The sequence below is a fragment of the Pantoea latae genome (assembly GCF_002077695.1).
Classification (GTDB): domain Bacteria; phylum Pseudomonadota; class Gammaproteobacteria; order Enterobacterales; family Enterobacteriaceae; genus Pantoea; species Pantoea latae.
The window spans coordinates 71,553-98,552 of the sequence record NZ_MWUE01000022.1; the positions used below are offsets into that span (position 1 = coordinate 71,553).

28 protein-coding genes are annotated in these 27,000 nt (G+C 60.6%); 23 read left to right on the top strand and 5 right to left on the bottom strand.

Annotated features, from left to right (window positions below; genetic code table 11):
- Positions 1-1,617 precede the first annotated feature (1,617 nt).
- Positions 1,618-1,854, top strand: a complete 237-nt coding sequence (locus B2J69_RS14335; RefSeq protein ID WP_081140287.1) for a DNA polymerase V — start codon at positions 1,618-1,620, stop codon at positions 1,852-1,854.
- A 4-nt stretch (positions 1,855-1,858) separates the two neighbouring features.
- Entirely contained in the window at positions 1,859-2,179 is a 321-nt protein-coding gene (locus tag B2J69_RS14340; protein WP_081140289.1) for a S24/S26 family peptidase, read from the top strand.
- 174 nt (positions 2,180-2,353) lie between these two features.
- Here the strand turns inward: B2J69_RS14340 and B2J69_RS14345 are convergent, their stop codons facing one another.
- Positions 2,354-2,680 carry a hypothetical protein gene (locus B2J69_RS14345; protein WP_143806303.1) on the bottom strand — a complete coding sequence of 109 codons (327 nt, stop codon included), beginning with the start codon at positions 2,678-2,680 and terminating at the stop codon, positions 2,354-2,356.
- 203 nt (positions 2,681-2,883) lie between these two features.
- Positions 2,884-3,801 carry a formate/nitrite transporter family protein gene (locus B2J69_RS14350; protein WP_081140293.1) on the bottom strand — a complete coding sequence of 306 codons (918 nt, stop codon included), beginning with the start codon at positions 3,799-3,801 and terminating at the stop codon, positions 2,884-2,886.
- Positions 3,802-4,044: 243 nt separating this feature from the next.
- On the opposite strand from B2J69_RS14350, the gene ccmA reads away from it, so the two are divergent.
- Genes ccmA through mlaA form a run of 10 tightly spaced genes read left to right on the top strand, consistent with a single transcriptional unit; the run spans position 4,045 to position 11,798 of the window.
- Complete coding sequence (gene ccmA, locus B2J69_RS14355) at positions 4,045-4,662, top strand: cytochrome c biogenesis heme-transporting ATPase CcmA (protein WP_081140294.1); 618 nt, start codon at positions 4,045-4,047, stop codon at positions 4,660-4,662.
- Entirely contained in the window at positions 4,662-5,321 is a 660-nt protein-coding gene (ccmB, locus tag B2J69_RS14360) for a heme exporter protein CcmB (protein ID WP_081140296.1), read from the top strand. The genes ccmA and ccmB overlap by 1 nt, the downstream gene beginning before the upstream one ends.
- A gap of 55 nt (positions 5,322-5,376) precedes the next feature.
- A complete protein-coding gene (locus tag B2J69_RS14365) occupies positions 5,377-6,117 on the top strand; it encodes a heme ABC transporter permease (RefSeq protein WP_081140298.1) in 741 nt (246 codons plus the stop codon).
- Positions 6,114-6,347 carry a heme exporter protein CcmD gene (ccmD, locus tag B2J69_RS14370; protein ID WP_033791687.1) on the top strand — a complete coding sequence of 78 codons (234 nt, stop codon included), beginning with the start codon at positions 6,114-6,116 and terminating at the stop codon, positions 6,345-6,347. The genes B2J69_RS14365 and ccmD overlap by 4 nt, the downstream gene beginning before the upstream one ends.
- On the top strand, positions 6,344-6,829 hold the full coding sequence (gene ccmE, locus B2J69_RS14375) for a cytochrome c maturation protein CcmE (RefSeq protein ID WP_081140300.1): 486 nt from the start codon (positions 6,344-6,346) through the stop codon (positions 6,827-6,829). The genes ccmD and ccmE overlap by 4 nt, the downstream gene beginning before the upstream one ends.
- Positions 6,826-8,784, top strand: coding sequence for a heme lyase CcmF/NrfE family subunit (locus B2J69_RS14380; RefSeq protein ID WP_081140302.1), 1,959 nt, complete (start codon positions 6,826-6,828; stop codon positions 8,782-8,784). The genes ccmE and B2J69_RS14380 overlap by 4 nt, the downstream gene beginning before the upstream one ends.
- The gene (locus B2J69_RS14385; RefSeq protein WP_081140303.1) at positions 8,781-9,335 is read left to right on the top strand and encodes a DsbE family thiol:disulfide interchange protein; all 555 of its coding nucleotides are present in this window, start codon (positions 8,781-8,783) and stop codon (positions 9,333-9,335) included. The genes B2J69_RS14380 and B2J69_RS14385 overlap by 4 nt, the downstream gene beginning before the upstream one ends.
- Entirely contained in the window at positions 9,332-9,790 is a 459-nt protein-coding gene (locus B2J69_RS14390) for a cytochrome c-type biogenesis protein (protein WP_081140305.1), read from the top strand. The genes B2J69_RS14385 and B2J69_RS14390 overlap by 4 nt, the downstream gene beginning before the upstream one ends.
- The gene (ccmI, locus tag B2J69_RS14395; RefSeq protein ID WP_081140307.1) at positions 9,787-10,998 is read left to right on the top strand and encodes a c-type cytochrome biogenesis protein CcmI; all 1,212 of its coding nucleotides are present in this window, start codon (positions 9,787-9,789) and stop codon (positions 10,996-10,998) included. Before B2J69_RS14390 ends, ccmI begins: the two co-directional genes overlap by 4 nt.
- A 35-nt stretch (positions 10,999-11,033) precedes the next feature.
- Positions 11,034-11,798: a phospholipid-binding lipoprotein MlaA gene (gene mlaA, locus B2J69_RS14400; RefSeq protein WP_081140309.1), complete on the top strand. Its 765-nt coding sequence runs from the start codon at positions 11,034-11,036 to the stop codon at positions 11,796-11,798.
- 235 nt (positions 11,799-12,033) lie between these two features.
- Here the strand turns inward: mlaA and fadL are convergent, their stop codons facing one another.
- Positions 12,034-13,317 (bottom strand): long-chain fatty acid transporter FadL, encoded by a 1,284-nt coding sequence (gene fadL / locus B2J69_RS14405; protein ID WP_081140311.1) that lies wholly within the window; start codon positions 13,315-13,317, stop codon positions 12,034-12,036.
- A gap of 362 nt (positions 13,318-13,679) precedes the next feature.
- Between fadL and B2J69_RS14410 the strand changes: the two genes are divergently transcribed.
- The 4 genes from B2J69_RS14410 to sixA all read left to right on the top strand — a co-directional run bounded on the left by B2J69_RS14410 (position 13,680) and on the right by sixA (position 18,249).
- Entirely contained in the window at positions 13,680-13,976 is a 297-nt protein-coding gene (locus B2J69_RS14410) for a YfcZ/YiiS family protein (RefSeq protein ID WP_081140312.1), read from the top strand.
- 161 nt (positions 13,977-14,137) lie between these two features.
- Complete coding sequence (fadI, locus tag B2J69_RS14415) at positions 14,138-15,448, top strand: acetyl-CoA C-acyltransferase FadI (protein WP_081140314.1); 1,311 nt, start codon at positions 14,138-14,140, stop codon at positions 15,446-15,448.
- Positions 15,448-17,562 carry a fatty acid oxidation complex subunit alpha FadJ gene (gene fadJ, locus B2J69_RS14420; protein ID WP_081140315.1) on the top strand — a complete coding sequence of 705 codons (2,115 nt, stop codon included), beginning with the start codon at positions 15,448-15,450 and terminating at the stop codon, positions 17,560-17,562. The genes fadI and fadJ overlap by 1 nt, the downstream gene beginning before the upstream one ends.
- A gap of 204 nt (positions 17,563-17,766) precedes the next feature.
- Complete coding sequence (gene sixA / locus B2J69_RS14425) at positions 17,767-18,249, top strand: phosphohistidine phosphatase SixA (RefSeq protein WP_081140318.1); 483 nt, start codon at positions 17,767-17,769, stop codon at positions 18,247-18,249.
- Between the two features lie 33 nt (positions 18,250-18,282).
- Here the strand turns inward: sixA and smrB are convergent, their stop codons facing one another.
- The gene (gene smrB, locus B2J69_RS14430; RefSeq protein WP_081140321.1) at positions 18,283-18,831 is read right to left on the bottom strand and encodes an endonuclease SmrB; all 549 of its coding nucleotides are present in this window, start codon (positions 18,829-18,831) and stop codon (positions 18,283-18,285) included.
- Between the two features lie 160 nt (positions 18,832-18,991).
- Here smrB and prmB point away from each other — a divergent pair, with 160 nt between their 5' ends.
- The 6 genes from prmB to B2J69_RS14460 are packed head-to-tail and all read left to right on the top strand — an operon-like array spanning position 18,992 to position 23,579.
- On the top strand, positions 18,992-19,924 hold the full coding sequence (prmB, locus tag B2J69_RS14435) for a 50S ribosomal protein L3 N(5)-glutamine methyltransferase (RefSeq protein WP_081140323.1): 933 nt from the start codon (positions 18,992-18,994) through the stop codon (positions 19,922-19,924).
- 27 nt (positions 19,925-19,951) lie between these two features.
- Positions 19,952-21,037 carry a chorismate synthase gene (gene aroC, locus B2J69_RS14440; protein WP_081140326.1) on the top strand — a complete coding sequence of 362 codons (1,086 nt, stop codon included), beginning with the start codon at positions 19,952-19,954 and terminating at the stop codon, positions 21,035-21,037.
- 4 nt (positions 21,038-21,041) lie between these two features.
- Positions 21,042-21,863 carry a penicillin-insensitive murein endopeptidase gene (gene mepA, locus B2J69_RS14445; protein ID WP_081140328.1) on the top strand — a complete coding sequence of 274 codons (822 nt, stop codon included), beginning with the start codon at positions 21,042-21,044 and terminating at the stop codon, positions 21,861-21,863.
- A 9-nt stretch (positions 21,864-21,872) separates the two neighbouring features.
- Entirely contained in the window at positions 21,873-22,670 is a 798-nt protein-coding gene (locus B2J69_RS14450; protein ID WP_081140330.1) for a sulfite exporter TauE/SafE family protein, read from the top strand.
- A 50-nt stretch (positions 22,671-22,720) separates the two neighbouring features.
- Entirely contained in the window at positions 22,721-23,266 is a 546-nt protein-coding gene (locus tag B2J69_RS14455) for an elongation factor P hydroxylase (protein WP_081140333.1), read from the top strand.
- A gap of 31 nt (positions 23,267-23,297) precedes the next feature.
- A complete protein-coding gene (locus B2J69_RS14460) occupies positions 23,298-23,579 on the top strand; it encodes a YfcL family protein (RefSeq protein WP_081140335.1) in 282 nt (93 codons plus the stop codon).
- Between the two features lie 31 nt (positions 23,580-23,610).
- Here B2J69_RS14460 and mnmC read toward each other — a convergent pair whose 3' ends face one another.
- The gene (gene mnmC, locus B2J69_RS14465; protein ID WP_081140508.1) at positions 23,611-25,623 is read right to left on the bottom strand and encodes a bifunctional tRNA (5-methylaminomethyl-2-thiouridine)(34)-methyltransferase MnmD/FAD-dependent 5-carboxymethylaminomethyl-2-thiouridine(34) oxidoreductase MnmC; all 2,013 of its coding nucleotides are present in this window, start codon (positions 25,621-25,623) and stop codon (positions 23,611-23,613) included.
- 155 nt (positions 25,624-25,778) lie between these two features.
- On the opposite strand from mnmC, the gene fabB reads away from it, so the two are divergent.
- Positions 25,779-26,999 carry a beta-ketoacyl-ACP synthase I gene (fabB, locus tag B2J69_RS14470; protein WP_081140337.1) on the top strand — a complete coding sequence of 407 codons (1,221 nt, stop codon included), beginning with the start codon at positions 25,779-25,781 and terminating at the stop codon, positions 26,997-26,999.
- The last annotated feature ends 1 nt before the right edge of the window (position 27,000 follow it).

Genomic DNA, 27,000 nt, shown 5'->3' on the forward strand with positions numbered 1-27,000 from the left:
GCGCCGATCTCAGCAGGCGGAGATGTGGGGACCACCGTACATAATTGATACATCTGATACGAATATTGAGCACAAAAAAGCCCGCACAAGGCGGGCAACAGAGAGTGTCTTTAGATTTCTAATTTCGTAGGCAACACGATGCTGTGTGTTACCTGCCAATGATAACTTACTGGTGCTAAATAGATGTTAGGATTGTGTAAATTCCTACCATAGGTGATACCAATTAAAGCGAAAGGTAAGCGGGAGAGCTACCCCTATTGAACTTTTGGTTGCTGCGGAATTTAGGCTTGCTTATATAGCACTGGGGAAATGAAAAACCCGGACGGATATCCGGGCGGCATCAGATATGAGCCTAACATTTCCAAGGAAGTTTATGCTATCTCAGTGAGAGACCCTATTGACCATAACTTATATCAAATCGGATTGCAAAATAAGTGTAGTGAAAATTTAGCTCGATTAGAGGGCAGATTTTGAAATCATCGACGAAAGGAAAGAACCTAATAATAACATCATGTTATCATTAGATATAAAGGGATATTAAAATCCTTAAGAGAATATTTTCTACAAGATACTTTTTTTACGAGAAAATATTTACAGTATGCTAAGTGTGATATTTTATTTGAATATTAGTCAGTTTCATGGCTGTTAAAAAATCCTGCCTAAGCGAGCAAAAAAGATTGTCTTTAAAGGCCTACTATCGTAGGCAACACGCTGCTGTGTTACCTGTGCATCCTAAGTATTGGTACTAAATTGCTATAAGGATTTTGTGAACCACGGTGCGTTTAATGGCAATCATTATTAGGCATATTTAAGAGGCTGGTTTGAAAGTCAGGAAATCCTGTAAGGGAATTGCGCTAGAAGATTTCTGTGGCGAGAGTTACCGCCAATTCAGAAACCTGCTTAACGGGGCTGTAGCCCACAGGAAGCTCTCAGGGACTCGCCTCATTGAACATAACGGTAGCGATCAAAAAACTTAACTTCACCGCACCGGGCAAAGGTAGTGGACTCACAGTTAGCCTGATTTGTATACAGTACAGGTAATTCATGCTACAAGCCGCGAGTGGCCGTAGGGTGAGTAATGCGAATAGAAAAATAGTGGCAAGTCTGAGGCATACCGCACTTATCTAAACAGGCTACAGGACGGGTTTGATAACCCCTAAGATTCTTTAAGACGGGAGGGTAATAGCATTGCCCGGAAAAAGGCGCGGGCACCCTATGCTATGTACCCGCGCAAATGAGGTAAAACCTACTGGATTGCACTTCATGAAACAATAATCCAACCCACAGCTCCTGGTATAAAGGTCCGCACGCCATCAAGGCGGTGCGTGCAGTTTGACGCTGTGAGGTTGTCTTGTTTAGGGTTGATTTTTGATCGGGCGAGAACTAGAGACAAGAGGCCTAGGTCACAAAAAAAGCCCCGGCGACGGGGCAGAGGTAGACCGCGCCCATCTTCAGTGAACTACGGGGTGGGTGACTAAAGCTTAGCCGCTCACGCCAGAACTCTCCAAAATCCCTATCACGCGACTCCTTAGCCAAAACCAAACCGCACTATCTTGATAAAAATCCTCATAAATATTACTGTATATATATACAGTTATTTTTTGGAGGGAATCTGTCATGCCACGCGAATACGAAAAAGAAATAGCTTTCAAAAATGCCATCAAAAGAGACCCGCAGGGGCGCTATACCGTAACAACTGTCGATTTTGTTGAAGAACTCGCAAAGCTGAACTGGCAGCTAACGCTGAAAGAAGCCAACCGCTGGGTAGAGATTTACACGTCTACATTCCGTGACGTATCCACGAAAGAAGGTGAAGAGCGGACTTTCCAAGTTTTCAACCCTAACGGCGGATGATGACATGGGGTTTCAATCGCCAGCACAGGACTATATCCAGCGTCGCCTGACCGTTACAGATTTTGTCGTGCATAACCCTGCAGCTACGCTGTTCATCGAAATGGATGAAGGCATGCTGGTTGTTGACCGTTCTGTACCGGTTAAAAGAGGAGACAGAGTTGCTCTTGTTCATGAAGGCATGTCGATTCTGGCGCGAACCGGCGATCGCTGCATCATCACCGATGATGGACAGAGGATCGCAGGAGAGGCACTCGATGATGTCATCGTATTGGGCAAAGTGACTTACGAAATCATGAGCGTCTGGCGTGACAATGGGCCGGTATAGCCCTCAACAGGCTGTGCGCTCACTGGCTAGTTTTGCCACTGTTTCGCCATGGTTTTACCATTCCAGATTGCAGGCATAAAAAAAGCAGCCTTAACAGGCTGCTTTAGTTGGGAATTTTGGTCGGCACGAGAGGATTTGAACCTCCGACCCCTGACACCCCATAACAGGAAGCTATCAGTGCTTAGGCATGTAACGGCATAAGCTGTCGTAAAGGCCGATAATTTTACCAACAACACTGCTTCTTTCTAATTCATCCATAGCATTCACGGCCGCATTCACACGACCTTCAGCTGCATTTGAAGCAGTCATCAATGCAACGATCTCTTCAAAGTCATCATGTAATTCCTCTGGAATATCGTTGTCCCGCCGCAAATGAATAATGCTAAAGACGTAAGCATTTTCAAGCCTTTCTTGAATGCTTCCCTCGCCTGCGAGAGAAAGCACGGCTGAATGGAACTTCTCCCATGCATATCGGTATTTAAAAAAATCATCGACCATCATTCACCTCACTACCTACTTGGTTTATGTGTACCAAATCAAGTACACGTTATGGAGTGATAATCTAGTAATTTGCAAAAAATTAAATGGTTTACAATTGTTGTTTTATATATCCATTTAACTAAGGGGACCGCGGCGCGCAGTATAGCGCAAACGCGCCGCAAGAATAACCCAATGGCGGCGCGTTTGCTCATTTCCTCAACAGCTTAGCGCTGCTTTTCCTGCTGCGCGCTTTTGCGCTGTTTCGCTTTGCTCTCCGCTTTCGCCGCCTCGCTCATATCGTTACGGATCTGCGCATGGCTGATCAGCGCGAAGATCAGCGTGCCGCCGGTGATATTACCCAGCAGCGTCGGCAGCGCGAACGGCCAGATAAACTCATACCAGCTAATCTGGCCGGTAAAGACCAGATAGAGGATCTCCACCGAGCCCACCACGATATGCGCCAGATCGCCCAGCCCAACCAGCCAGGTCATCATCACGATAACAATCAGCTTGGTGGCGCCCGCCTGCGGCATCATCCACACCATGGTGGCGATAATCCAGCCGGAGATCACCGCATTGGCGAACATCTCCCCAGGGCTGTTTTCCATCACCTTCTGGCTGATGGCGCTAAACGCCTGGCGCGTCGCGTCGTCGAAAATCGGCATCTCCGCAAAGGCGAGCGACGCCAGCGCGGTGCCGATCAGGTTGCCCAGCAGCACCAGACCCCACAGCCGCAGCAGCAGGCCGATATTGCCCATGGTCGGTTTATGCATCACCGGCAGCACCGCCGTCACCGTGTTTTCGGTAAACAGCTGCTGGCGCGCCATAATGACGATGACAAAGCCAAAGGTGTAGCCGAGGTTCTCCAGCAAAAAGGCGCCGGGCAGGCCGTCGAGATGCACCTGAAAAATCCCTTTCGCCATCAGCGAGGCGCCCATCGACAGACCGGCCGCAATCGCCGACCAGAGCAGCGCCATGCCGTCGCGCTCTAGCTCTTTTTCGCCATCCTGACGTATCTCTTCATGTATCGCCGCCGCGCGCGAGGGCAGGGCGTCTTCATCGACTTCGATCTCCTTTCCTTGCTCTTTTTCTTCGCTGTCGACATCGTTTTCATCCTGGTGATCAGATGGGGAAGGTTTCATGTTTGCTCCTTGTTATAATTGCTGCGCGTAATAAGCGTAGCCTGTTTTGGCAAGGGCGAAATGTAACTATCTTTCCAGTGAAGCGTTACAAAGTTTTAACGTTGCGCGATTTTTAAGCATATCTCGCCTGGAAGAGGCATAACCATCACGGCAGGCGCGTTGCGTCGCACGGCATGGGCTTCGGCCCACAGCAAGCTTGTGGTATTATCCCGGCCTCTTTTTACCTGGCGCGACCTCTTCTGCATGCTCGAAGTCATTAATCTCTCTTGCGTTCGCGACGAACGCACTCTGTTCCACACCCTGTCGTTCAGCGTGGCGGCGGGTGATATCGTGCAGATTGAAGGCGCGAACGGCGCCGGGAAAACTTCGCTGCTGCGCCTGCTGGCGGGACTGAGCCGCCCGGAAGCGGGCGAAGTGCGCTGGCACGGACAGCCGACAGGTCAACAGCGCGAACAGTGGCATCAAAGCCTGCTTTTTCTCGGCCATCAGCCGGGAGTAAAAGCGGTACTATCGCCGCTGGAAAATCTGCGCTTTTACCATCCCGATCGCGACACCGCGCAAATTTTTGACGCGCTTGAGTACGTCGATCTGCTGGGCTATGAAGAGGTGCCGGTGGCGCAGCTCTCCGCGGGACAGCAGCGCCGCGTGGCGCTGGCCCGGCTCTGGCTCAGCGACGCCGCGCTGTGGATCCTGGATGAGCCGCTGACGGCGATAGATAAAGAGGGTGTGGAGAAACTGATGCAGCGCTTTACGCAACATGCCGAACAGGGCGGATTGGTTATTCTCACCACCCACCAGGATCTGCCAAAAAGCGCTGCGCGGGTGCGAAAAATACGGCTTACTGGCGCGGAGCTGCTCTGATGTCGCTGCGCGTGATCCAGCGCGAGCTGCGCATCGCCTTTCGCAGCGGCGCGGAGGTGGTTAATCCGCTCTGGTTCTTTCTGATCGTGATTACCCTGTTCCCGCTCGGCATCGGGCCAGAGCCGCAGCAGCTGGCACGCATCGCGCCGGGCGTGGTCTGGGTTGCCGCCTTGCTCTCGTCGCTGCTGGCGCTGGAGCGACTGTTTCGCGACGATTTCCTCGACGGCTCGCTGGAGCAGCTGTTGCTGCTGCCGACGCCGCTGCCGGTCACTGTGCTGGGCAAGGTGATCGCCCACTGGCTGGTGACGGGGCTGCCGCTGATCCTGCTGTCGCCGCTGGCGGCGCTGCTGCTGTCGCTCGATTTCAACAGCTGGCTGGCGATGGCGCTGACGCTGCTGCTCGGCACGCCGACCTTTAGCTTTCTCGGCGCCATCGGCGTTGCGCTGACGGTCGGCCTGCGGCGCGGCGGCGTGCTGCTGAGTTTGCTGGTGCTGCCGCTGGCGGTGCCGGTGCTGATTTTCGCCAGCGCGGCCATCGAGGCGGCGAGTCAGGGATTGCCAATTGGCGGTTATCTGGCGATCCTCGGCGCGATGCTGACGGCCAGCGCAACGCTGGCGCCGTTCGCCACGGCCGCCGCGCTGCGTATCGCGCTGCACTGAGCCGCACATGCGTCAGACATGTCGGGCATAATTTTTTAACTGTGAGCAATGCAACATGTGGAAATGGATACATCAGCTGGGAAGGCCGGAGCGGCTTTATCAGCTCTGCGGGCGTTTAATTCCCTGGTTTGCCGTGGCGGGCGCGGCCGCGCTGCTGCTTGGCTGGATCTGGGGCTTTGGTTTCGCGCCGGCTGATTATCAGCAGGGCGACAGCTTCCGCATTATGTATATCCACGTGCCGGCGGCGATGTGGTCGATGGGGGTTTACGCCGCGATGGCGGTCGCCGCCTTTACCGGCCTGGTGTGGCAGATAAAGATGGCCGATCTGGTTTCGACCGCGATGGCGCCGGTCGGCGCGGTCTTTACCTTTATCGCGCTGATCACCGGTTCCGCCTGGGGCAAGCCGATGTGGGGCACCTGGTGGATCTGGGATGCGCGCCTGACCTCAGAGCTGGTGCTGCTTTTCCTCTATATGGGCGTGATGGCGCTCTATCAGTCGTTCGATGACCGCCGCACGGCGGGACGCGCGGCCGGCATTCTGATCCTGGTCGGCGTGGTCAATCTGCCGATTATTCACTTCTCGGTGCAGTGGTGGAACACCCTGCATCAGGGTTCGTCGGGCATTCTGCAGCAGGCGATCGCCCCAAGCATGCGCACGCCGCTGCGCTGGGCGATCCTCGGCTATCTGCTGCTGTTCGTGACCCTGACGCTGATGCGCCTGCGCAACCTGATCCTCTATACCGAACGTCACCGCCCCTGGGTGGCGGACGTCGCCAACGGAGGCCGTAAAGCATGACGCCCGCTTTCTCTTCTCTCTCCGCCTTTTTCGCCATGGGCGGCTACGCCTTTTATGTCTGGCTGGCGGTGATTTGCACCCTTATTCCGCTTGGCGGGCTGCTGCTGCACACGCTGCTGCAGCGTCGCCGCCTGCTGGCTGAGATCCGCCAGCGACAGTCCAGGGAGCGCCGCATTCGTTCGGCGAAAATGAAACAAGCCGCCGGTGAAGCGGCAGGAGATCCAATGTGAATACCCGTCGTCGTCAGCGCCTGTACGTTGTCGTGGCGATCCTGGTGGGGCTGGGCCTCGCCACGTCGCTGGTCATGTACGCGCTGCGTTCCAATATCGACCTGTTCTACACCCCGAGCGAAATTCTCTACGGCAAAGGGGAAGATCACCAGAAGCCGGAAGCGGGACAGCGCCTGCGCGTCGGCGGCATGGTGATGCCAGGCAGCGTGAAGCGCGATCCGAACACGCTCGCCGTCTCCTTTAAGCTCTACGACGCCAACGGCGTAGTCAGCGTGACCTTCGAGGGCATTCTGCCGGACCTGTTCCGCGAAGGGCAGGGCGTCGTCGCGCAGGGCGTGCTGGAAGAGGGCAACCTGGTTAATGCCAAAGAGGTGCTGGCCAAGCATGACGAGAAGTACACGCCGCCCGAAATTGAGGATGCGATGAAGAAGAATCACAAAAGCCCGCAGGCGCTGGCGGAACAGGCGAGAACCCAGTCATGATGCCTGAGATTGGCAGTTTTCTGCTCTGCCTGGCGCTGGGCCTTGCGCTGCTGTTAAGCGTCTACCCGCTGTGGGGCGCGCAGCGCGACGATGCCCGCCTGATGGCGCTGGCGCGTCCGCTGGCGAGCGGGCTGTTCCTCTGCATCGCCGCCGCCTTCCTGGTGCTGGTGCACGCCTTCGTGGTCAATGACTTTACCGTCGGCTATGTCGCCGCCAATTCCAATACGCTGCTGCCGGTCTACTACCGCATCGCCGCGACCTGGGGCGCACACGAAGGCTCGCTGCTGCTGTGGGTGCTGCTGCTCAGCAGCTGGACGCTGCTGGTGGCGATTTTCAGCCGCGGCATGCCGCAGGATGCGCTGGCGCGCGTGCTGGCGGTGATGGGCATGATCAACCTCGGCTTTCTGCTGTTTATCATTCTCACCTCGAACCCCTTTACCCGCACGCTGCCGGACTTTCCCATCGACGGGCGCGATCTGAATCCGATGCTGCAGGATATCGGCCTGATCTTCCATCCGCCGCTGCTTTACATGGGCTATGTCGGCTTCTCGGTGGCGTTTGCCTTTGCTATCGCCTCGCTGATGGCGGGACGGCTCGACACCGCCTGGGCACGCTGGTCGCGTCCCTGGACCACCGCCGCCTGGGTGTTCCTGACCATCGGCATCGTGCTGGGCTCCGCCTGGGCCTACTATGAACTCGGCTGGGGTGGCTGGTGGTTCTGGGATCCGGTTGAGAACGCCTCCTTTATGCCGTGGCTGGCGGGCACCGCGCTGATGCACTCGCTGGCGGTGACGGAAAAACGCGGCACCTTTAAGGCCTGGACGGTGCTGCTGGCGATCACCGCCTTTTCCCTCAGCCTGCTCGGCACCTTCCTGGTGCGCTCCGGCGTGCTGGTGTCAGTGCACTCTTTCGCCTCGGATCCGGCGCGCGGCATGTTTATCCTCGCCTTCCTGGTGATCGTCATTGGCAGCTCGCTGCTGCTCTACGCCATTAAAGGTGGCCAGGTGCGCAGCCGCGTGCAGAACGAAACCTGGTCGCGCGAATCCTTCCTGCTCGGCAATAACGTGCTGCTGATTGCCGCGATGCTGGTGGTGCTGCTCGGCACGCTGCTGCCGCTGGTGCACAAGCAGCTCGGCCTCGGCAGCATCTCGGTGGGCGAGCCCTTCTTTAATACCATGTTCAGCTGGCTGATGGCGCCGTTCGCGCTGATGCTCGGCATCGGACCGCTGGTGCGCTGGCGACGCGACGAGCCGCAGAAGCTGTGGAGGCGGCTGGCGCTGGCGCTGGTGGTCACGCTGGCCGCCGCGATCCTGCTGCCCTGGCTGCTGCAGGATCGTATTGAGGCGATGACGGTGGTCGGGCTGCTGATGTCAGTCTGGATCATCGTGCTGACGCTGATGGAGCTGCACGAGCGCGCCACACATCGCCATCGCTTCGTTCGCGGCCTGCGCCATCTGTCGCGCAGCCACTGGGGCATGGTGCTGGGCCATCTCGGCGTCGGCGTGACGGTGATCGGCATCGCCTTCAGCACCCAGTACAGTGTCGAGCGCGACGTGCGCATGAAAGCGGGCGACAGCGTCGATATTCACCGCTATCACTTTGTGTTCCGCGACGTGCATAACCTGCAGGGCCCGAACTACAGCGGCGGCGTTGGCATTATCGACGTCAGCCGCGACGGCAAGCCGGAAGCGGTGCTGCACGCGGAGAAACGCTTCTACACCGCGGCGCGCACCATGATGACCGAAGCGGCGATCGACGGCGGCTTCACGCGCGATCTCTACGCCGCGCTGGGCGAAGAGCTGGACAACGGCTCCTGGGCGGTCCGCATCTATTACAAACCCTTTGTGCGCTGGATCTGGTTCGGCGGCGTGTTTATGGCGGTCGGCGGCCTCTTCTGCTTGCTCGATCCGCGCTACCGCTCGCGAAAAAAAGCCGCGCGTGAGGAACAGGCATGAACAAGAAAATCCTCTTTATCCCGCTGATCCTGTTTTTGCTGCTGGCGGCGGCGCTGCTGTGGCAGCTGTCGCGCAACGCCGGCGGCGACGATCCGACGCGGCTCGAATCGGCGCTGATCGGCAAGCCGGTGCCGCTGTTTAAGCTGGAGGCGCTCGATCGTCCAGGCAAGATCTACGACCAGCGCGTCCTGACCGATGGCAAGCCGATCCTGCTCAACGTCTGGGCCACCTGGTGTCCCACCTGCCGCGCCGAGCATCAGTATCTGAATACGCTGGCGGAGCAGGGCATCCGCGTGGTGGGCCTTAACTATAAAGACGACCGCACCAAAGCGGTGACCTGGCTCAATACGCTGGGCAACCCCTACGCCCTCAGCCTGTATGACGGCGACGGCATGCTGGGGCTGGATCTTGGCGTCTACGGCGCGCCGGAAACCTTTCTGATCGACGGCAACGGCATTATCCGCTATCGCCACGCGGGGGATCTGAACGCCCGCGTCTGGCAGCAGGACGTGCTGCCGCTGTGGCGCAAATACAGCAAGGAGGGCGCGTGAAACGCCTGCTTCTGCTTGTTTGCGGCCTGCTGCTGAGCGCGAGCCTGTGGGCGGCGATCGACACGTATCAGTTCGACTCGGTGGCGCAGGAGGAGCAGTACCGCGACCTCACCGCCTCGCTGCGCTGCCCGAAGTGCCAGAACAACAGCATCGCCGACTCGAACGCGATGATCGCGGCGGATATGCGCCTGAAGGTGTATGAGCTGATGAAGCAGGGGCAGAGCCGCCAGCAGATCATCGACTATATGGTGGCGCGCTACGGCAATTTCGTCACCTATCAGCCGCCGGTGACGCCGTCGACGCTGATCCTCTGGGTCGGGCCGGCGCTGTTCGCGCTGCTGGGCGGCCTGATTATCATTCTGCGCAGCCGCCAGCGTAAAACGCGCAGCGAGCTGGACGAGACCGATCAACAGCGCCTTGCGGCGATACTTAAAGGCGACGAGAAGCTGAAATGAGCGCTTTGTGGATAAGCATAATGATTCTGCTGGCGGCGGCCAGCGCCCTGTTTCTCGGCGCGGGCTGGCGGCAGCGCCAGGCGAGCGATGTTAATCGCGATCGCCTGAACACCGACTTTTATCATCATCGCCTGCGCGAGCTGGAAGAGGATGAGGCGCAGGGGGTGATCGGCGAGCGCGCCACGATGGTCAGCGAGCTGCAGCAGACGCTGCTGAACGACATTCCGCCGCAGGCAGCCGCGCCGTCGCGCGCCAGCAGCCGTCTGGTGCTGCTGCCCGGCGTGGTCGTCCTTATCGCGGTGTCGCTCGGCATGTATCTGAAAAGCGGCGGGCTGGCGCAGGTCGCCGGCTGGATGCAGGTGCAGCAGGAGTATCCGGCGCTGCGCGCGCAGGTGATGGATCCGCAGGCGAAACCGCTGACCATGGAAGAGCTGGCGCGTCTGCAACTCGGCCTGCGCACCGCGCTGCAGTCAGAGCCTGACAACCTCAACGACTGGACCATGCTGGGACGTCTCGGCATGGTGCTGAACAACGCCGCCAGCGCCAGCCAGGCGTTTGAGCGCGCGCTGCAGCTGGCGCCTGATAACCTGGTGCTGAAACAGGACTATGCTGAAGTGCTGACCCGCTCCAGCGATCCGCAGGATAATCGCCAGGCGGGTCTGATGCTGAGCGATATGCTGAAACAGGATGGCGGCAATCTGCGCACGCTCGGCCTGCTGGCGTTCAACGCCTATGAGCAGCAGCAGTATGACCAGGCTATTGGCGCCTGGCAGACTATGCTGAAACAGATCCCGGCAGCCGATCGACGTCGCGCGATGATCGAGCGCAGCATTGAACAAGCAAAAACCGACGCGGGCCAGCAGAATACACAGCTGGCGCTGACGGTGACGTTGACGCCGGAGGCAGAAAAAATGTTACCGCCGGGCGGAGTCATGTATATTTCTGTTTCTGACGGTGTTTCACCGGTGCCCGTGGCCGTTAAGCGCTTGCCGCTGAGCCACTTCCCGTTATCGCTTACGCTGGATGACAGCAACGCCATGATGCCGGAGCGCCAGCTTTCGGCGCAGCATCAGGTGCAGGTTCGGGTGCGTATTTCCCGCGACGGCAGCGCCAGTCCGCGATCCGGCGACTGGTTTGGTCTGAGCGCGGTAACGCCCTGGGATGGTCATCAGCACATGGCTGTGGAGATTAATCAACAGCAGCCCTGAAGCGATACTTTATCAAACCGCACAGGGAGATAACAATGGCTTACCGCCTGACCAGCCTGGTTTTGGCCAGCGTCATTCTGGCTGGATGCGCCAGTTCAAAGCCGGAGAGCGAGGCGCCTGCGCAGCGCAGCGATCCGCTTGAAGGCTTTAACCGCACGATGTTTAACTTTAACTACAACGTGGTGGATCCGTATGTGCTGCGTCCTGTCGCGGTCGCCTGGCGCGACTACGTGCCGGCGCCGGCGCGTACCGGCCTGAGCAACTTCCTCGGCAACCTGGAAGAGCCGGCCAGCATGGTGAACTCGATTCTGGTGGGCGAGCCGCGCCAGGCGGGCATTCACTTTACCCGTTTCTTCCTGAACTCGATTCTCGGGCTGGGCGGCTTTATCGACGTGGCAGGCAAGGCGAACCCGGAGCTGGCGCGCGAAGTGCCGCGCCGTTTCGGCAGCACGCTCGGCCGCTATGGCGTCGGCTATGGGCCGTACGTCGAGCTGCCAGCCTACGGCAGCTTCACCATCCGCGAAGATGGTGGCGACTACGTAGATACGCTCTATCCGGTGCTGGGCTGGCTGACCTGGCCGATGTCCATCGCCAAGTGGACGCTGGAAGGGGTAGAGACGCGCGCCCAGCTGCTCGACTCCGACGCGCTGCTGAAGCAGCAGTCCGATCCCTACGCCTTTATTCGCAACGCCTATTTCCAGCGTCACGATTTCCTGGCGAACGGCGGTCGCCTGAAGCCGGAAGAGAACCCGAACGCCAGCGCGATTCAGGACGACCTGAAAGATATCGACGCGCAGTAACGGCACTAAAAATAGCAATGGCGACCCAGGGGTCGCCATTTTTTTAATGCGTGCACTGAATGCAAAACGCGAGTGGCATGGGCAGAAGAGCAAAGCGTCCCGCGCCAGGGAAGGCGCGGGCCGAGCTGGCAGGGATGCCGTTTTTTGCGTCTTTGCGATCGGCCCATGCCACTCGCGTAGGCACCTTAACGCAAAAATGGCGACCTTTGGGTCGCCATTTTCCAGACCTCAACGATTAGAACTTGTAGTTAAAGTTCGCGCCGTAGAGCCAGGCTTTGCCCACCGAGTTAAAGGTATAGGGGCCTTCTTCTACCGTGACGTGCTGGCCATGCATATAAGAAACGCCGACATCGACCGAGGCGTCATCGTTAAAGGCGTAAGAGGCGCCGGCGCTCAGCCAGAGGCGATCCTGATCGGGAATAGAGATAGAACGCTTGTCTGCCGGAACCGGGCTGTCATCAAAGGCGATACCGGTGCGGAAGGTCCAGTTCTGATCGTAATAGTAGGTGGTGCCCAGCGCGATACGGTAGGCATCCTTGAAGCTCTCATCTTTATAGAACAGGGTCTGGCCGTTCGAGCCGGTCGCCTTCAGCTCCTGGAACTGACTCCAGCTGGTATAGGCCAGGCTGTAGTGCACCGCCCACTGCGGCGCCACTTTATGCCAGCCGGAGACTTCCCACATCTCCGGCAGATTCAGCGTCAGCGCGCCTGGAATTGTCGAGCCGCCAGTGGCGTAGGGCAGCCCTAAATTCGCCGCCTGGTTAATACGGTTAATGGCGGTCGGCAGGCTGCTCTTATAGTCGCCGTCGAAATCGATTTTAACTTCCGAACGATAGGTAAAGCCAAAGCGGTTATTCTGATCGACCTCATACAGAATGCCTGCGTTCCAGCCGTAACCCCACTCGTCGCCCTTCAGATGAGCCACCTGGGTATCGGCAGGAATGCCCAGCGCGGCGCCCGATTCGCCCGCGTAGCGCTCGATCTTGGCGCGCGCATAGACCGCGTCGAAGCCAACGCCGAAACTGAAATGCTCGTTAAGACGATAGGCGGTGCTGAGGTTGAGGTTGCCGGTCATCAGATCGGTCTTGCCGCCGTAGCCGCCCGCGGTATAGCCGTCGTTGAACTCCGTCGCCAGACCGTAGTTTGAGGTGGCGGAGGCGCCAATCCACCACTGGTCGTTAATCGGCTGCACGTAGTGAATATTAGGCACCCACTGCGTCGGCGCGATATTGCTGGCGTCAAGGCTGCGGCCGCTTGAACTGTTGCCGGTAATATCGACATCGGGATCGATAAACACCGCGCCGACGGAAAACATCGGCCGATCCATCAGCGCCATGGTCGCCGGGTTGCGGCTGGCCGAGGCGGCGGTGTCGCCCATCGCACCCTCGCCGGAATAGGCGCGGCCCAGACCGGCAGAAGAGAATTCGTTAAGCTGAAAGCCCGCTGCGTATACGTGTGAAGAGACAAGCGCCACTGCAGCCGCCACGGCTGACTTTGCGAACAGGTTTTTATGGCTCATGACCACAACCTCATATGAATTATTATTTAACTGTAATTGTTACGTCGCGTAACAAGGGTCGGCGGATTGTAGGGACTGACCAGAAGCTGACAAATCAGACCAGTGCGGCAAGTATAGGTCTGACCTGTGTGCATGTTGCAATATTGTTTTTAAAATATTTCTAAATTGATCTGCAAAATTTCGATCCGCTTAACAAAACGCGCGGAGCAGAGAGCAGCATAACGATTCTAATTTGTTTTGGATCAAATTTTATTGTGATATTCGTCACTTAGCGAGTCTGACATAGCGCAAAAGCGGCAAGAAGCGTAAAATTTCGCACATTCAACCTGATTGCTAAACAGATTTATTCTCGGGAGAACGCCATGACCAATGCCATTAATAAATGCAGTGCCAATGAGACCGCTGCCTGCTGTTGCGTCGATGTCGGCACCGTAATGGATAACAGCGACTGCACCGCCAGCTGGTCACAATGGTTCGCCCAGCGCAGCGAGGCGGAAGCGAAGCTGGCGAGCCTGACGGAAAAAGCGCGGCAGATTGAGTCCGAACCCTGCCAGATCGACGCCCGCTTTGAGGCGCGCGACAACGGCGTTCAGCTGGATATCGATTTTACCTTCGCCTGCCAGGCTGAAACCCTGATTTTCCAGCTCGGTCTGCGCTAAGTCTCTGAACGCCGTTCGTTAACGGCGTTTTCTATTTTCGTGTTTCCCCTCGCACTTTTTTTCTTTGCTGATTGGCGACGCGCCCGCTTGTCGTTAACACTGTGGATCAGGTCAGACCTCTCAGGGCAATGACGCCCGGTCAACATTCACAGGTGACACAGATGAGCAAAGCGCAGCCGTTGCTGACGCGCGCGGGCGATCGCATCGCCATCACTCACGGACTGCGCACGCCGTTTCTGCGCCAGGCGACAGGTTTCCACGGTATTCCCGCCGTCGAGCTGGGTCGGATGGTGATCAGCGAACTGATGGCGCGCAGCGAACTTCCCGTCGACGCGATAGAACAGCTGGTGTTCGGCCAGGTGATCCAGATGCCGGAGGCGCCCAATATCGCGCGCGAGATTGTGCTCAGCAGCGGGCTAGGCGTGCACACCGACGCCTACAGCGTCAGCCGCGCCTGCGCCACCAGCTTCCAGGCGGTTGCCAACGTGGCGGAAAGCCTGATGGCGGGCACCATCCGCGCCGGCATCGCCGGCGGCGCGGACTCCTCTTCGGTGCTGCCGATCGGCGTCAGCAAAAGCCTGGCGCGCGCGCTGCTCGATCTCAGCAAGGCGCGCAGCCTCGGGCAGAAAGTGCAGATCCTGCGCCGCCTGCGGCCGCGCGATCTGCTGCCGGTGCCGCCCGCGGTCGCCGAGTACTCTACCGGGCTGCGCATGGGCGATACGGCGGAGCAGATGGCGAAAAGCCACGGCATCACGCGCGCCGCACAGGATGCGCTGGCGCTGCGGTCGCACCAGCTGGCCGCCAGCGCCTGGCAGTCCGGCGTGCTGCGCGAAGAGGTGATGCCCGCCTTCGCGCCGCCGTGGAAGGCGCCGATCGAACAGGACAACAACGTGCGCATGGCGGCGAAAATCGAAGACTACGCGCGGCTGCGCCCGGCCTTTGACCGCCAGCACGGCAGCGTCACGGCGGCCAACAGCACGCCGCTTACCGACGGCGCGGCGGCGGTGGTGCTGATGGGTGAAGACCGCGCGCGCGAGCTGGGCGTCGCGCCGCTCGGCTACCTGCGCAGCTACGCCTTTACCGCCATCGACGTGCAGCAGGACATGCTGCTCGGTCCCGCCTACGCCTCGCCGCTGGCGCTGGATCGCGCCGGCGTCACGCTGAGCGATCTGACGCTGATCGATATGCACGAAGCCTTCGCCGCCCAGACGCTGTGCAACCTGCAGTGCTTCAACGACGAACGCTTCGCGCGGGAAAAACTCAACCGCCCGCAGGCGCTGGGCGAGATTGATGAACAACGCTTTAACGTGCTGGGCGGCTCTATCGCCTACGGCCATCCCTTCGCCGCCACCGGCGCGCGCATGATCACCCAAACCCTGCATGAGCTGCGGCGGCGCGGCGGCGGGCTGGCGCTGGTGACCGCCTGCGCGGCGGGCGGCTTAGGCGCGGCCATGGTTCTGGAGGCGGAATAATGGAACAGAGCGCGTTTCACTTACAGATGCGGCCGGATCATGTCGGCGTGATCACCATCGACGTGCCGGGCGAGAAACTGAACACCCTGCGCGCCGCCTTTGCGCAGCAGCTGGCGGCGGTCGTTGACGAGGCGCGGCGCGATCCGCAGCTGGCCGGCCTGGTGCTGATCTCCGGCAAACCTGACAACTTTATCGCCGGCGCCGATATCGCTATGATCGCCGACTGCAGTAGCGCGCAGCAGGCGGAGTCGCTGGCGCGTCAGGGCCAGGAGGCGCTGGCGGCTCTGGCAGCGCTGCCGTTTCCGGTGGTGGCGGCGATCCACGGTGCCTGCCTGGGCGGCGGGCTAGAGCTGGCGCTCGCCTGCGATGCGCGCGTCTGCTCGCTGGATGACAAAACCCGGCTCGGCCTGCCGGAAGTGCAGCTCGGGCTGCTGCCGGGATCGGGCGGCACCCAGCGCCTGCCGCGTCTGATCGGTCTGCAGCAGGCGCTGCCGCTAATACTCACCGGCAAAACCCTGCGGGCGAAGCAGGCGCGCAGGCTGGGGCTGGTGGATGAGGCCGTGCCGCAGGCGATCCTGCTGGAAACGGCGGTGGCGCGGGTGCTGAAAGGCCGACGCGCCGCGCGCGCGCTGCCGCTGCGCGATCGTATTATCCAGGCGCCGCTGGCGCGCCATGCGCTCTTTGCGCTGGCGCAGCGCGAAACCGCGCGCAAAACCCACGGCAACTACCCGGCCGCGCAGCGCATTATTGAGGTGGTGCGCACCGGCGTTGAGCGGGGCAGCGAGGCGGGCCATCAGGCGGAGGCGCGCGCCTTCGGCGAGCTGGCGATGACGCCGCAATCCGCCGCGCTGCGCAGCCTGTTCTTCGCCAGCACCGCGTTGAAAAAAGAGGGCGGCGCAGAGGCCGCACCGCGTCCGCTCAGGCAGATCGGCGTGCTGGGCGGCGGGCTGATGGGCGGCGGCATCGCTAGCGTTACGGCGATCAACGCCGGGCTGCCGGTGCGCATCAAGGATATTAACCTTCAGGGCGTCAACCATGCTCTGAAGGCGAGCTGGGACGGGCTGAGCAAAAAGGTGAGGCGGCGCCATATCAGCGCGGCGCAGCGCCAGCAGCAGATGGCGCGCATTACCGGCGGCGTCGACTATCAGGGATTTACGCAGCGCGATCTGGTGATTGAGGCGGTGTTTGAAGATCTGCCGCTGAAGCAGCAGATGGTGCACGAGGTAGAGACGCACTGCGCGCCACACACCATTTTCGCCTCCAACACCTCATCGCTGCCGATTGCGCATATCGCCGCGCAGGCGCAGCGGCCGGAAAACGTCATTGGCCTGCACTATTTCAGTCCGGTGGAGAAGATGCCGCTGGTGGAGGTGATCCCGCACGCCACCACTTCGGCGCAGACGCTGGCCACCACCGTGGCGCTGGCGCAAAAGCAGGGCAAAACGCCAATTGTGGTGGCGGACCGCGCCGGGTTCTATGTCAATCGCATTCTTGCGCCCTATATAAATGAAGCGATGCGCTGTTTGCTGGAGGGCGAACCGATTGAGCATATCGATGGCGCGCTGGTCAAGGCGGGCTTTCCGGTCGGCCCGCTTCAGCTGCTGGATGAGGTCGGCATCGACGTCGGTAGCAAGATCACGCCGGTGTTGCAGCAGGCCTTGGGCGAACGCTTCGCTGCACCCGCCGCTTTCGAGGCGGTGCTAAAGGACGATCGCAAAGGGCGTAAAAACGGCAAGGGCTTCTACCTCTATGGCGGGCGGCGCGGCGGCAAAAAGCCCGATCCCACACTCTATTCGCTGCTGGGCCTGCAGCCTGCGGCCAGGCAGAGCGAAGCGCAGATCGCCGAGCGCTGCATCATGATGATGCTGAACGAAGCGGCGCGCTGTCTCGACGAAGGGGTAATACGCTGCGCGCGCGACGGCGATATCGGCGCGGTGTTCGGTATCGGCTTCCCGCCGTTTCTTGGCGGCCCGTTCCGCTATATGGATCAGCGCGGCGCGGCGGAGATCGCGCAATCATTACGCGCGTTAATGCGCCAGCACGGGGAGCGTTTCGCCCCGTGCGAGGCGCTGCTACAGGCCGAACAGCAGCAGCGGAAATTTTACATTTCCTGACCCAATGGAATACCCGCTCCGATTCAGCGGGTTAGAAAAGCGCCGCCAAAACAGGCGGCGCGGCACGATTCTGAGAAGCGCTTATTTAATAAACAACCGGTTGACTATACTCAAGCCATTGGGGTACAACACAGCGTTCATTCGCAGAATGAAGAGTCTGGCGCCTCCGCGCCGGGCGATATCGACAAACAACAGCGGTGCTTTATGCAAGTTTTTATCATGCGTCACGGCGATGCTGCTCTTGAAGCCGCCAGTGATTCGGTGCGACCTCTTACCCATTGCGGCTGCGATGAATCGCGCCAGATGGCGAGCTGGCTTAACGGCCAGACGGTGGACGTAGAACGTGTGCTGGTCAGTCCCTACCTGCGCGCTCAGCAGACGCTGGCGACGGTACGCGAAGCGTTAACGCTGCCGGAAGGGCAGGATACGCTGCCCGAGCTGACGCCCGGCGGCGATCCCGGGCTGGTGGCCTGCTATCTGCAGGCGCTGGGAAATGAAGGGGTAAAATCGGCGCTGGTGATCTCTCATCTGCCGCTGGTCGGCTATCTGGTGTCAGAACTCTGCCCGCAGGAAGCGCCGCCGATGTTCGCCACCTCTGCCATCGCCTGCGTGGATTTCAATCCCGCCAGCTGCGAAGGCAAGCTGCTGTGGCAGGTCAGCCCCTCAAAACTGGCGAAAGCTATTTAACGCCCGCGGGCCGCGCTGACGGCCCATCCCCTCTTAAGGCAGCTCGGGCGGTTGCCACTCCTCGACCTCAATCAACACCAGCAGCGCCGCGTCGCCGCCAAACATTTTTGGCGCCTGATGGAACGCCATCACGTAAGGATGCTGCGCCAGCCAGAGCGGCGTCTGCTGCTTGAGAATATGTTTGCCGTGGCCGGTCATCACGCTGGCGCAGAACAGATGCTCGCGGCGACAGGCGGCGATCAGCGCGCCCAGCTCCTGCTTGGCCTGCTGCTGCGTCAGGCCGTGCAAATCGAGGAAGATCTCCGGCGTATAGTCGCCGCGGCGCAGCTTTTTCAGTTCGTAATGGCTGACGTCAGCGCGCACGTAGCGCGTCGCGCCCTCTGTCGCCAGCAGCGGCTGGAACTCGTCAGAGAAGTAGTGGCTGTTATCCACCTGCTCGGAAATCAGGCGCTTCAGCGGCAGCTCGCGGCTCTTCACCGCAGGCTTGTGCACCACGGTATCCTGCTTAATTTTACGCGTGCCGCTCATCAGCTGGCGAAACAGCGCCTTGTCGTCGTCATTTAGCGGGTTTTTTTTACTCATTGCAGGCGAATCTTGTCTGATAAGGCTGGAAAACAGCGAATGGCGTTACCTTACCGTCCGATCCGCTAATTGTCAGCTTTTTCACCTTGCTGCGCTGAATTCTCCCCGGCTTCATGGCACACTATCGGCCGATTTAGCAATTGGGCCTGCGGAGGGCTACGTGGACAAAATTTTCGTCGATGAGGCAGTCAACGAACTGCACACCATTCAGGATATGTTGCGCTGGGCGGTCAGCCGCTTTGCCGCAGCCGGGATCTGGTACGGTCACGGCACCGACAATCCGTGGGACGAAGCGGTGCAACTGGTCCTGCCCACGCTCTGGCTGCCGCTCGATATTCCGGAAGATATGCGCAGCGCGCGCCTGACCGCCAGCGAGCGCCACCGCATCGTCGAGCGCGTTATCCGTCGCGTCAACGAGCGTATTCCGGTGGCCTACCTGACCAATAAAGCCTGGTTCTGCGGCCACGAGTTCTACGTCGACGAACGCGTGCTGGTGCCGCGCTCGCCCATCGGCGAGCTGATTGAAAACCGCTTCGCCGGCCTGGTCACCGAGACGCCGCGTCATATCCTCGATATGTGCACCGGCAGCGGCTGCATCGCGATTGCCTGCGCCTACGCCTTCCCGGAAGCGGAAGTCGACGCGGTGGACATTTCTTACGACGCGCTGGCCGTCGCCGAGCAGAATATTGAAGAGCACGGCCTGATCCATCACGTCACGCCGATCCGCGCCGATCTGTTCCGCGAGCTGCCGCCGGTGAAATACGATCTGATCGTCACCAATCCGCCCTACGTGGATGCAGAAGATATGGCGGATCTGCCGAACGAGTATCGCCATGAGCCAGAGCTGGGGCTGGCGGCGGGCAGCGACGGTCTGAAGCTGGTGCGCCGCATTCTTGCCTGTGCCCCCAACTACCTGAGCGACAACGGCGTGCTGATCTGCGAAGTGGGCAATAGCATGGTGCATATGATCGAGCAGTATCCCGACGTGCCCTTTACCTGGCTGGAGTTCGACAACGGCGGCGACGGCGTCTTTATGCTGACGCGCCAGCAGATCGTCGACGCACAACATCACTTCTCTATTTATAAAGACTGAGCGAACGCTTCGTAACAAGGAACCACCATGGCCGGAAACAGCATCGGACAATTTTTTCGCGTCACCACATTTGGCGAGTCGCACGGCATCGCGCTGGGCTGCATCGTTGACGGCGTGCCGCCGGGCATCCCGCTGACCGAAGCGGATATTCAGCACGACCTCGACCGCCGCCGTCCCGGCACTTCGCGCTACACCACGCAGCGCCGCGAGCCGGATCAGGTGAAAATTTTGTCCGGCGTGTTCGAGGGCGTCACCACCGGCACCTCGATCGGCCTGCTGATTGAAAACACCGACCAGCGCTCGCAGGACTACGGCGCGATCAAGGACCTGTTTCGTCCCGGCCACGCTGACTACACCTACGAGCAGAAGTATGGCCTGCGCGACTATCGCGGCGGCGGCCGCTCGTCGGCACGCGAAACCGCGATGCGCGTCGCGGCGGGTGCCATCGCGAAAAAATATCTGCAGATGAAGCATGGCGTGATGGTGCGCGGCTATCTGGCGCAAATTGGCGACGTGGCGTGCGAGCTAAAGGACTGGAGCATCGTAGAGGATAATCCCTTCTTCTGTCCGGACGCCAGCAAGCTGGAGGCGCTGGACGAGCTGATGCGCGCCCTGAAGAAAGAGGGCGACTCTATCGGCGCGAAGGTCACGGTGATGGCGGAAAACGTGCCGCCGGGCCTGGGTGAGCCGGTGTTCGATCGCCTCGACGCCGACCTGGCGCACGCGCTGATGAGCATCAACGCGGTGAAAGGGGTGGAGATCGGCGACGGCTTCGCGGTGGTGAATCAGCGCGGTAGCCAGCATCGCGACGAGATCCGCGCCAGCGGTTTTCAGAGCAACCATGCGGGCGGCATCCTCGGCGGCATCAGCAGCGGCCAGACCATCAGCGCCAACCTGGCGATGAAACCGACCTCCAGCATCACCGTGCCGGGCAACACCATTACCCGCAGCGGCGAAGAGGTAGAGATGATCACCAAAGGGCGCCACGATCCCTGCGTGGGCATTCGCGCCGTGCCGATCGCCGAAGCGATGATGGCGATCGTGCTGATGGACCATCTGCTGCGCCAGCGCGCACAGAATGGGGACGTCAACAGCAGCGTGCCGCGCTGGTGATGCCATGAAACGTCTGTTTATCGCTCTCTCAGCGCTGCTGATCAGCGCCACCAGCCTGGCGGCGACGCCGTGGCAGCGTATTCAGCAGCCGATCTCGGGCAGCGCGCAGTCTATCGGCTCCTTCGCCAACGGCTGCATCGTCGGCGCGCAGGCGCTGCCGCTCAACGCGCCTGACTATCAGGTGATGCGGCAGGATCAGCGGCGCTACTTCGGCCATCCCGATCTGATTCAGTTTATTCAGCGACTCAGCACCCAGGCGCACAGCCTGCAGCTCGGCAACGTGCTGATTGGCGATATGGGCATGGCGGCGGGCGGCCGCTTCAGCAGCGGCCACGCCAGCCATCAAACCGGACTCGACGTCGATATCTGGCTGCAGCTGCCGAAAACGCGCTGGAGTGCGCAGCAGCTGCTGAAGCCGCAGCCGCTCGATCTGGTGACGGCGGACGACAAAAGCGTGGTGGCGCGCCACTGGCAGCCGGAGATCAGCAGCCTGATCAAACTGGCGGCGAAAGATAACGATGTCACGCGTATCTTCGTCAATCCAGCGATCAAAAAGCAGCTTTGCGCCGACGCGGGCGCCGATCGCGACTGGCTGCGCAAAGTGCGCCCGTGGTTCGCGCATCGCGCCCATATGCACGTGCGCCTGCGCTGTCCGGCCAACAGCATCGGCTGTGAAGATCAGCCTGCGCCGCCGCCGGGCGACGGCTGCGGCGCCGAGCTGGAGAGCTGGTTCCTGCCGAAAAAACCGGGCGGCGCGCCGGTGAAGCGCGAGCCGCCGCCGCTGCCGCAGGCGTGTCAGGCGCTGCTGGATAAACATCTGTTATAAGGGATCTCCATGGAGTGGTTCGTCGTCAGCCCGATGGTCGTCGGGGTGTTGTTCCTGGTCGCCGTGCTGGCGGCCTTTATTGACTCCATCGCCGGCGGCGGCGGGCTGCTTACCGTGCCCGCGCTGCTGGCCGCCGGCTTATCACCCGCGCAGGCGCTCGCCACCAACAAGCTGCAGTCGGTGGGCGGCTCCTTCTCCGCCAGCCTCTACTTTGTGCGGCGCGGCGCGGTCAATCTGCGCGAGCAGCGGCTCAATATCGCCATGACCTTTCTCGGCGCGGTGCTCGGCACGATTTTGATCCAGCACCTCAACGCCGACGCGCTGCGCCAGGTGCTGCCGCTGCTGCTGATCGCCATCGGCCTGTGGTTTCTGCTGATGCCTCGCCTCGGCGAAGAGGATCGCGCGCGCCGTCTCTTTGGCCTGCCTTACGCGCTGATCGGCGGCGGCTGCGTCGGCTTTTACGACGGCTTTTTCGGGCCGGGCGCCGGATCCTTCTACGCGCTCGCCTTCGTCACGCTGTGCGGCTTCAATCTCGCCAAGGCCACCGCCCATGCCAAAATTCTGAATTTCACCTCCAATTTCGCCAGCCTGCTGTTCTTTATGTTCGGCGGCAAGGTGATCTGGGGAACCGGCTTTATTATGCTGCTCGGCGCTTTCTGCGGCGCGCGGCTCGGGGCGCGACTGGTCCTGAGCCGCGGACAGAAACTGATCCGCCCGATGGTGGTGATCGTTTCTGCGGTAATGAGCGCGAAGCTGCTGTGGGACGCTCACGGCAGCGCGCTGCTGGCGTGGATCGCCGCGCTGTAATACATTCTTTCTCGGCGCCGCGATAATGACGCCGTTTTTACGATGACACCATGAATACGACGCACCATTACGAACAACTGATTACGATTTTCGATAGCTGCTTTCGCGACGAGTTTCAGACCCGTCTAATTAAAGGCGACGACGAACCCATCTATCTTCCGGCAGATGAGCAGTCGCCGTGGAACCGCGTGGTGTTCGCGCACGGCTTCTACGCCAGCGCGCTGCACGAGATTTCGCACTGGTGCATTGCCGGCGAGGCGCGGCGCAAGCTGGTAGATTTCGGCTACTGGTACTGCCCGGACGGGCGCGACGCCCAGACGCAGAGCCAGTTCGAATCGGTGGAGATCAAGCCGCAGGCGCTGGAGTGGATGTTCTGCGTCGCGGCGGGCTTTCCGTTCAACGTCAGCTGTGACAATCTCGACGGGGATTGTGAGCCGGATCGCGTCGCGTTTCAGCGTAAGGTCCATGCTCAGGTGGTTTCGTATCTGGAAAACGGCATTCCTGCGCGCCCCGCGCGTTTTATCACCGCTCTGGCGGATTTTTATGGCACGCCTGCATTGACGTCAGCACAGTTTCCCTGGCCAGACGATCTGTGATGAGTGCAGACATTATTAAAGAGGAATTACCATGATCGCAGAATTTGAAGCGCGTATTCTGGCCCTGATTGACGATATGGTCGATCACGCCAGCGATGACGAGCTGTTTGCCAGCGGCTATCTGCGCGGTCACCTGACGCTCGCGGTCGCGGAAATTGAACAGTCGGGCGAGCACACGCCGGAAGCGTTGCAGACCCAGGTCGCCAATAGCCTGCAAAACGCCATTGCCGCCGGCGAGCTGTCGCCGCGCGATCAGGTGCTGGTGGTCGGCATGTGGGACAACCTGTTCCTGCAGGCGCGTCAGACCGCCTGAGCCCACGGGGCGGCATCACGCCGCCTCGACGCTATTTCCCCGCCTTTTTCCCTTTCAGCAGCTTTCTCACCCAGTAGCGGTTTGGGCTGAGCGCGGCGAGCGTCGCGCCATCCAGCGGCTGCGGTTCGCCGCTCATCTGCGCCGCCAGCACTTCGGCGGCGAGCGGGGCGCTGCACAGCCCGCGCGATCCCAGCGCGCCTAATACAAAGAGTCCTGAATGGTAAGGTGCGTCGGCGATCGCCTCACCGCGCGCGCGCTGCTCGGGAAGCTGTGCATACTGCGCCAGCGTCGCCTCATAGTCTGGCAGCGCGCCCGCCATCGGCAGATGGTCGCGCGTGGCGCAGCGCACGCCGATACGCGCGTCGCCCGCGCTGACGTCGACCTTTTCCGTCCAGCCGCAGCCGGGCAGCGAATGGATCAGCCGCGTGCGGTTCTGCTGCTGATCCGCTTCCCGGTAAGCGGTGTCGGTCTCGCCGCGATGGTAGCTGGCGCCGATGCAGTGGGTGCCGAACTGCGGGCTGACCGGCGTCAGATAGCCGTCGTAGCAGAGCACGGTCTGCAGCGCGTTCAGGCCGGGCGTGCTGGGCACGTGGCTCACCTGACCGGACACCGCATAGGCCGGCAGTTGGCTGCTCTGCGGCAGCGCGCCGATCTGATGCCCGGTCGCCAGCGCCACGTTTTGATGCCTCGCCGCGTTGCCGCCGGCGAAGCGCAGCGTCCAGCCGCGCTCCGCCGGCGACAGCTGCGTCAGGCGCTGCAGCCAGTGGATGCGCAGCCCCAGCGACTCGCCGTGCGCCAGCAGCGCGGCGGTGAGTTCGGCGGGCGAGAGCCAGCCGCCGAGCGGATAGAAGATGCCGCCGACGCCGAGTTCGACCTGCGCCAGCGCTTCCGCCTCGTCGGGGCTGACGCCGCGCGCGATGGCGTCCGGCAGATCCATCGCCAGCATCTGGGCGATTTTATCAGCGCTTTTCTCATCCCAGCCGAGCTGCAACACGCCGCTCCAGTGGTGTTCGAAGCCCACCGGCGCGGCGTCATAGAGCCGCCGCGCAAAGCTGAAGGCGGCGGGGAAGAAGCGCGCCAGCGCCGGGTCGTGCTGATTCAGCAGCGGATAGAGCGCACCCTGGCGGTTGCCCGATGCGCCCAGGGCGGGCGCCTCGTCGGCGCAGTAGAGCGTGACGCGCCAGCCGCGACGCAGCAGAGCGAGCGCCAGCACCGCGCTCGCCACGCCGCCGCCGATGATCGCCGTTTCCTTTTCCTGCGCGGCGGGGCGCGCATACCATGGCTGGGCGGCAGACAGACTGGGCGCCTGTGCCAGCACGCCGCACAGCATCTCGCGCTTGGGGCCAAAGCCTTTACGGCGCGTCACCTCGAAGCCCGCCTCCTGCAATCCGCGACGCACGAAACCGGCGGCGGTGAAGGTGGCGAAGCTGGCGCCGGGCCGCGCCAGCCGCGCCATGGCTGCGAACAGCCGCGGCGTCCACATATCGGGATTTTTCGCCGGCGCGAAGCCGTCGAGGAACCAGGCGTCCACCTGACGATGCAGACTGTCATCAAAGGTGTCGATAAGCGTATTAATATCTCCCAGCCAGAGATCGAGCGTGACGCGGCCGCCGTCCAACAGCAGGCGCTGGCAGCCGGGCAGGGCGACGGGCCACTGGCGCTGCAGCTTTTCAGCCCAGGGCTGCAGTTCCGGCCAGCGCTGATGCGCCGCGATCAGGTCGGCCTGCGTCAGGGGAAACTTCTCGAAGCTGATGAAATGCAGGCGCTGCAGCGCGGCGTCCGGTTCGGCCTGCTGAAAGGCGTCAAACGCCTGCCACAGCGTAAGAAAATTAAGTCCGGTGCCGAAGCCGCTCTCCGCCGCGATAAAGAGATCGCGCGGATGACGCGCGAAGCGTTCAGGCAGATCGTTGCCGCCCAGGAAGACGTAACGCGTCTCTTCCAGACCGTTGTCATTGGAAAAATAGACGTCGTCAAAGGCTCGGGAAACAGGTGTACCCTGTTCATTCCAGCTTAGCTGGGCATGTTCAACCGGGGATAATTTCACGGCAAAGGCTCGTTTTTCAGGCAGTGGCGCGATTTTAGCGACCAGTGTCACATGACGCAAATTTACAAAAGGAAATGGCTGATCGGACTTGTTCGGCGTACAAGTGTAAGCTAGAGTGCACGTCAATCCAAAAGAAGTGGAATGAGGACAACTGAATGAAACGTGCAGTGATTACTGGCCTGGGGATTGTTTCCAGCATTGGTAATAACCAGCAGGAAGTGCTGGCTTCTCTGCGTGAAGGCCGTTCCGGCATCACCTTCTCTCAGGAAATGAAGGATTCCGGTATGCGTAGTCACGTCTGGGGTAACGTCAAACTGGATACCACCGGCCTTATCGATCGCAAAATTGTGCGTTTTATGAGTGATGCGTCCATTTATGCTTACCTCTCCATGGAAGAGGCGATCAAAGATTCCGGTCTGACCGACGAGCAGTATCAGAGCAACCCGCGTGTGGGTCTGATCGCTGGCTCCGGCGGCGGCTCGCCGCGCTTCCAGGTGTTTGGCGCTGACGCCATGCGTAGTCCGCGCGGCCTGAAAGCGGTCGGCCCCTACGTGGTGACCAAAGCGATGGCCTCTGGCGTTTCCGCCTGCCTCGCCACGCCGTTTAAAATCCACGGCGTCAACTACTCTATCAGCTCCGCCTGCGCCACCTCCGCGCACTGCATCGGCAACGCGGTTGAACAGATCCAGCTGGGTAAACAGGATATCGTCTTTGCCGGCGGCGGCGAAGAGCTGTGCTGGGAAATGGCGTGCGAGTTCGACGCCATGGGCGCGCTCTCCACCAAATACAACGACGCGCCGGAAAAAGCGTCCCGCACCTATGACAGCGAGCGCGACGGCTTTGTTATCGCCGGCGGCGGCGGCATGGTGGTAGTGGAAGAGCTGGAGCACGCGCTGGCGCGCGGTGCGCATATCTACGCCGAAATCGTCGGCTACGGCGCCACCTCTGACGGCGCGGATATGGTTGCGCCATCGGGCGAAGGCGCGGTGCGCTGCATGAAGATGGCGATGCACGGCGTCGATACGCCGATCGACTATCTCAACAGCCACGGCACCTCTACGCCGGTCGGCGACGTGAAAGAGCTGGGCGCTATCCGCGAAGTCTTCGGCGACAACACCCCGGCGATCTCCGCCACCAAAGCGATGACCGGCCACTCGCTGGGCGCAGCGGGCGTGCAGGAAGCGATCTACACCCTGCTGATGCTGGAGCACGGCTTTATCGCGCCGAGCATCAACATCGAAACGCCGGACCCGGCGGCGGAAGGCATGAATATCGTCACTAAGCCGACCGAGAAAGCGCTGACCACCGTGATGTCCAACAGCTTCGGCTTTGGCGGCACCAACGCCACCCTGACGATGCGTAAGCTGCAGGCGTAAT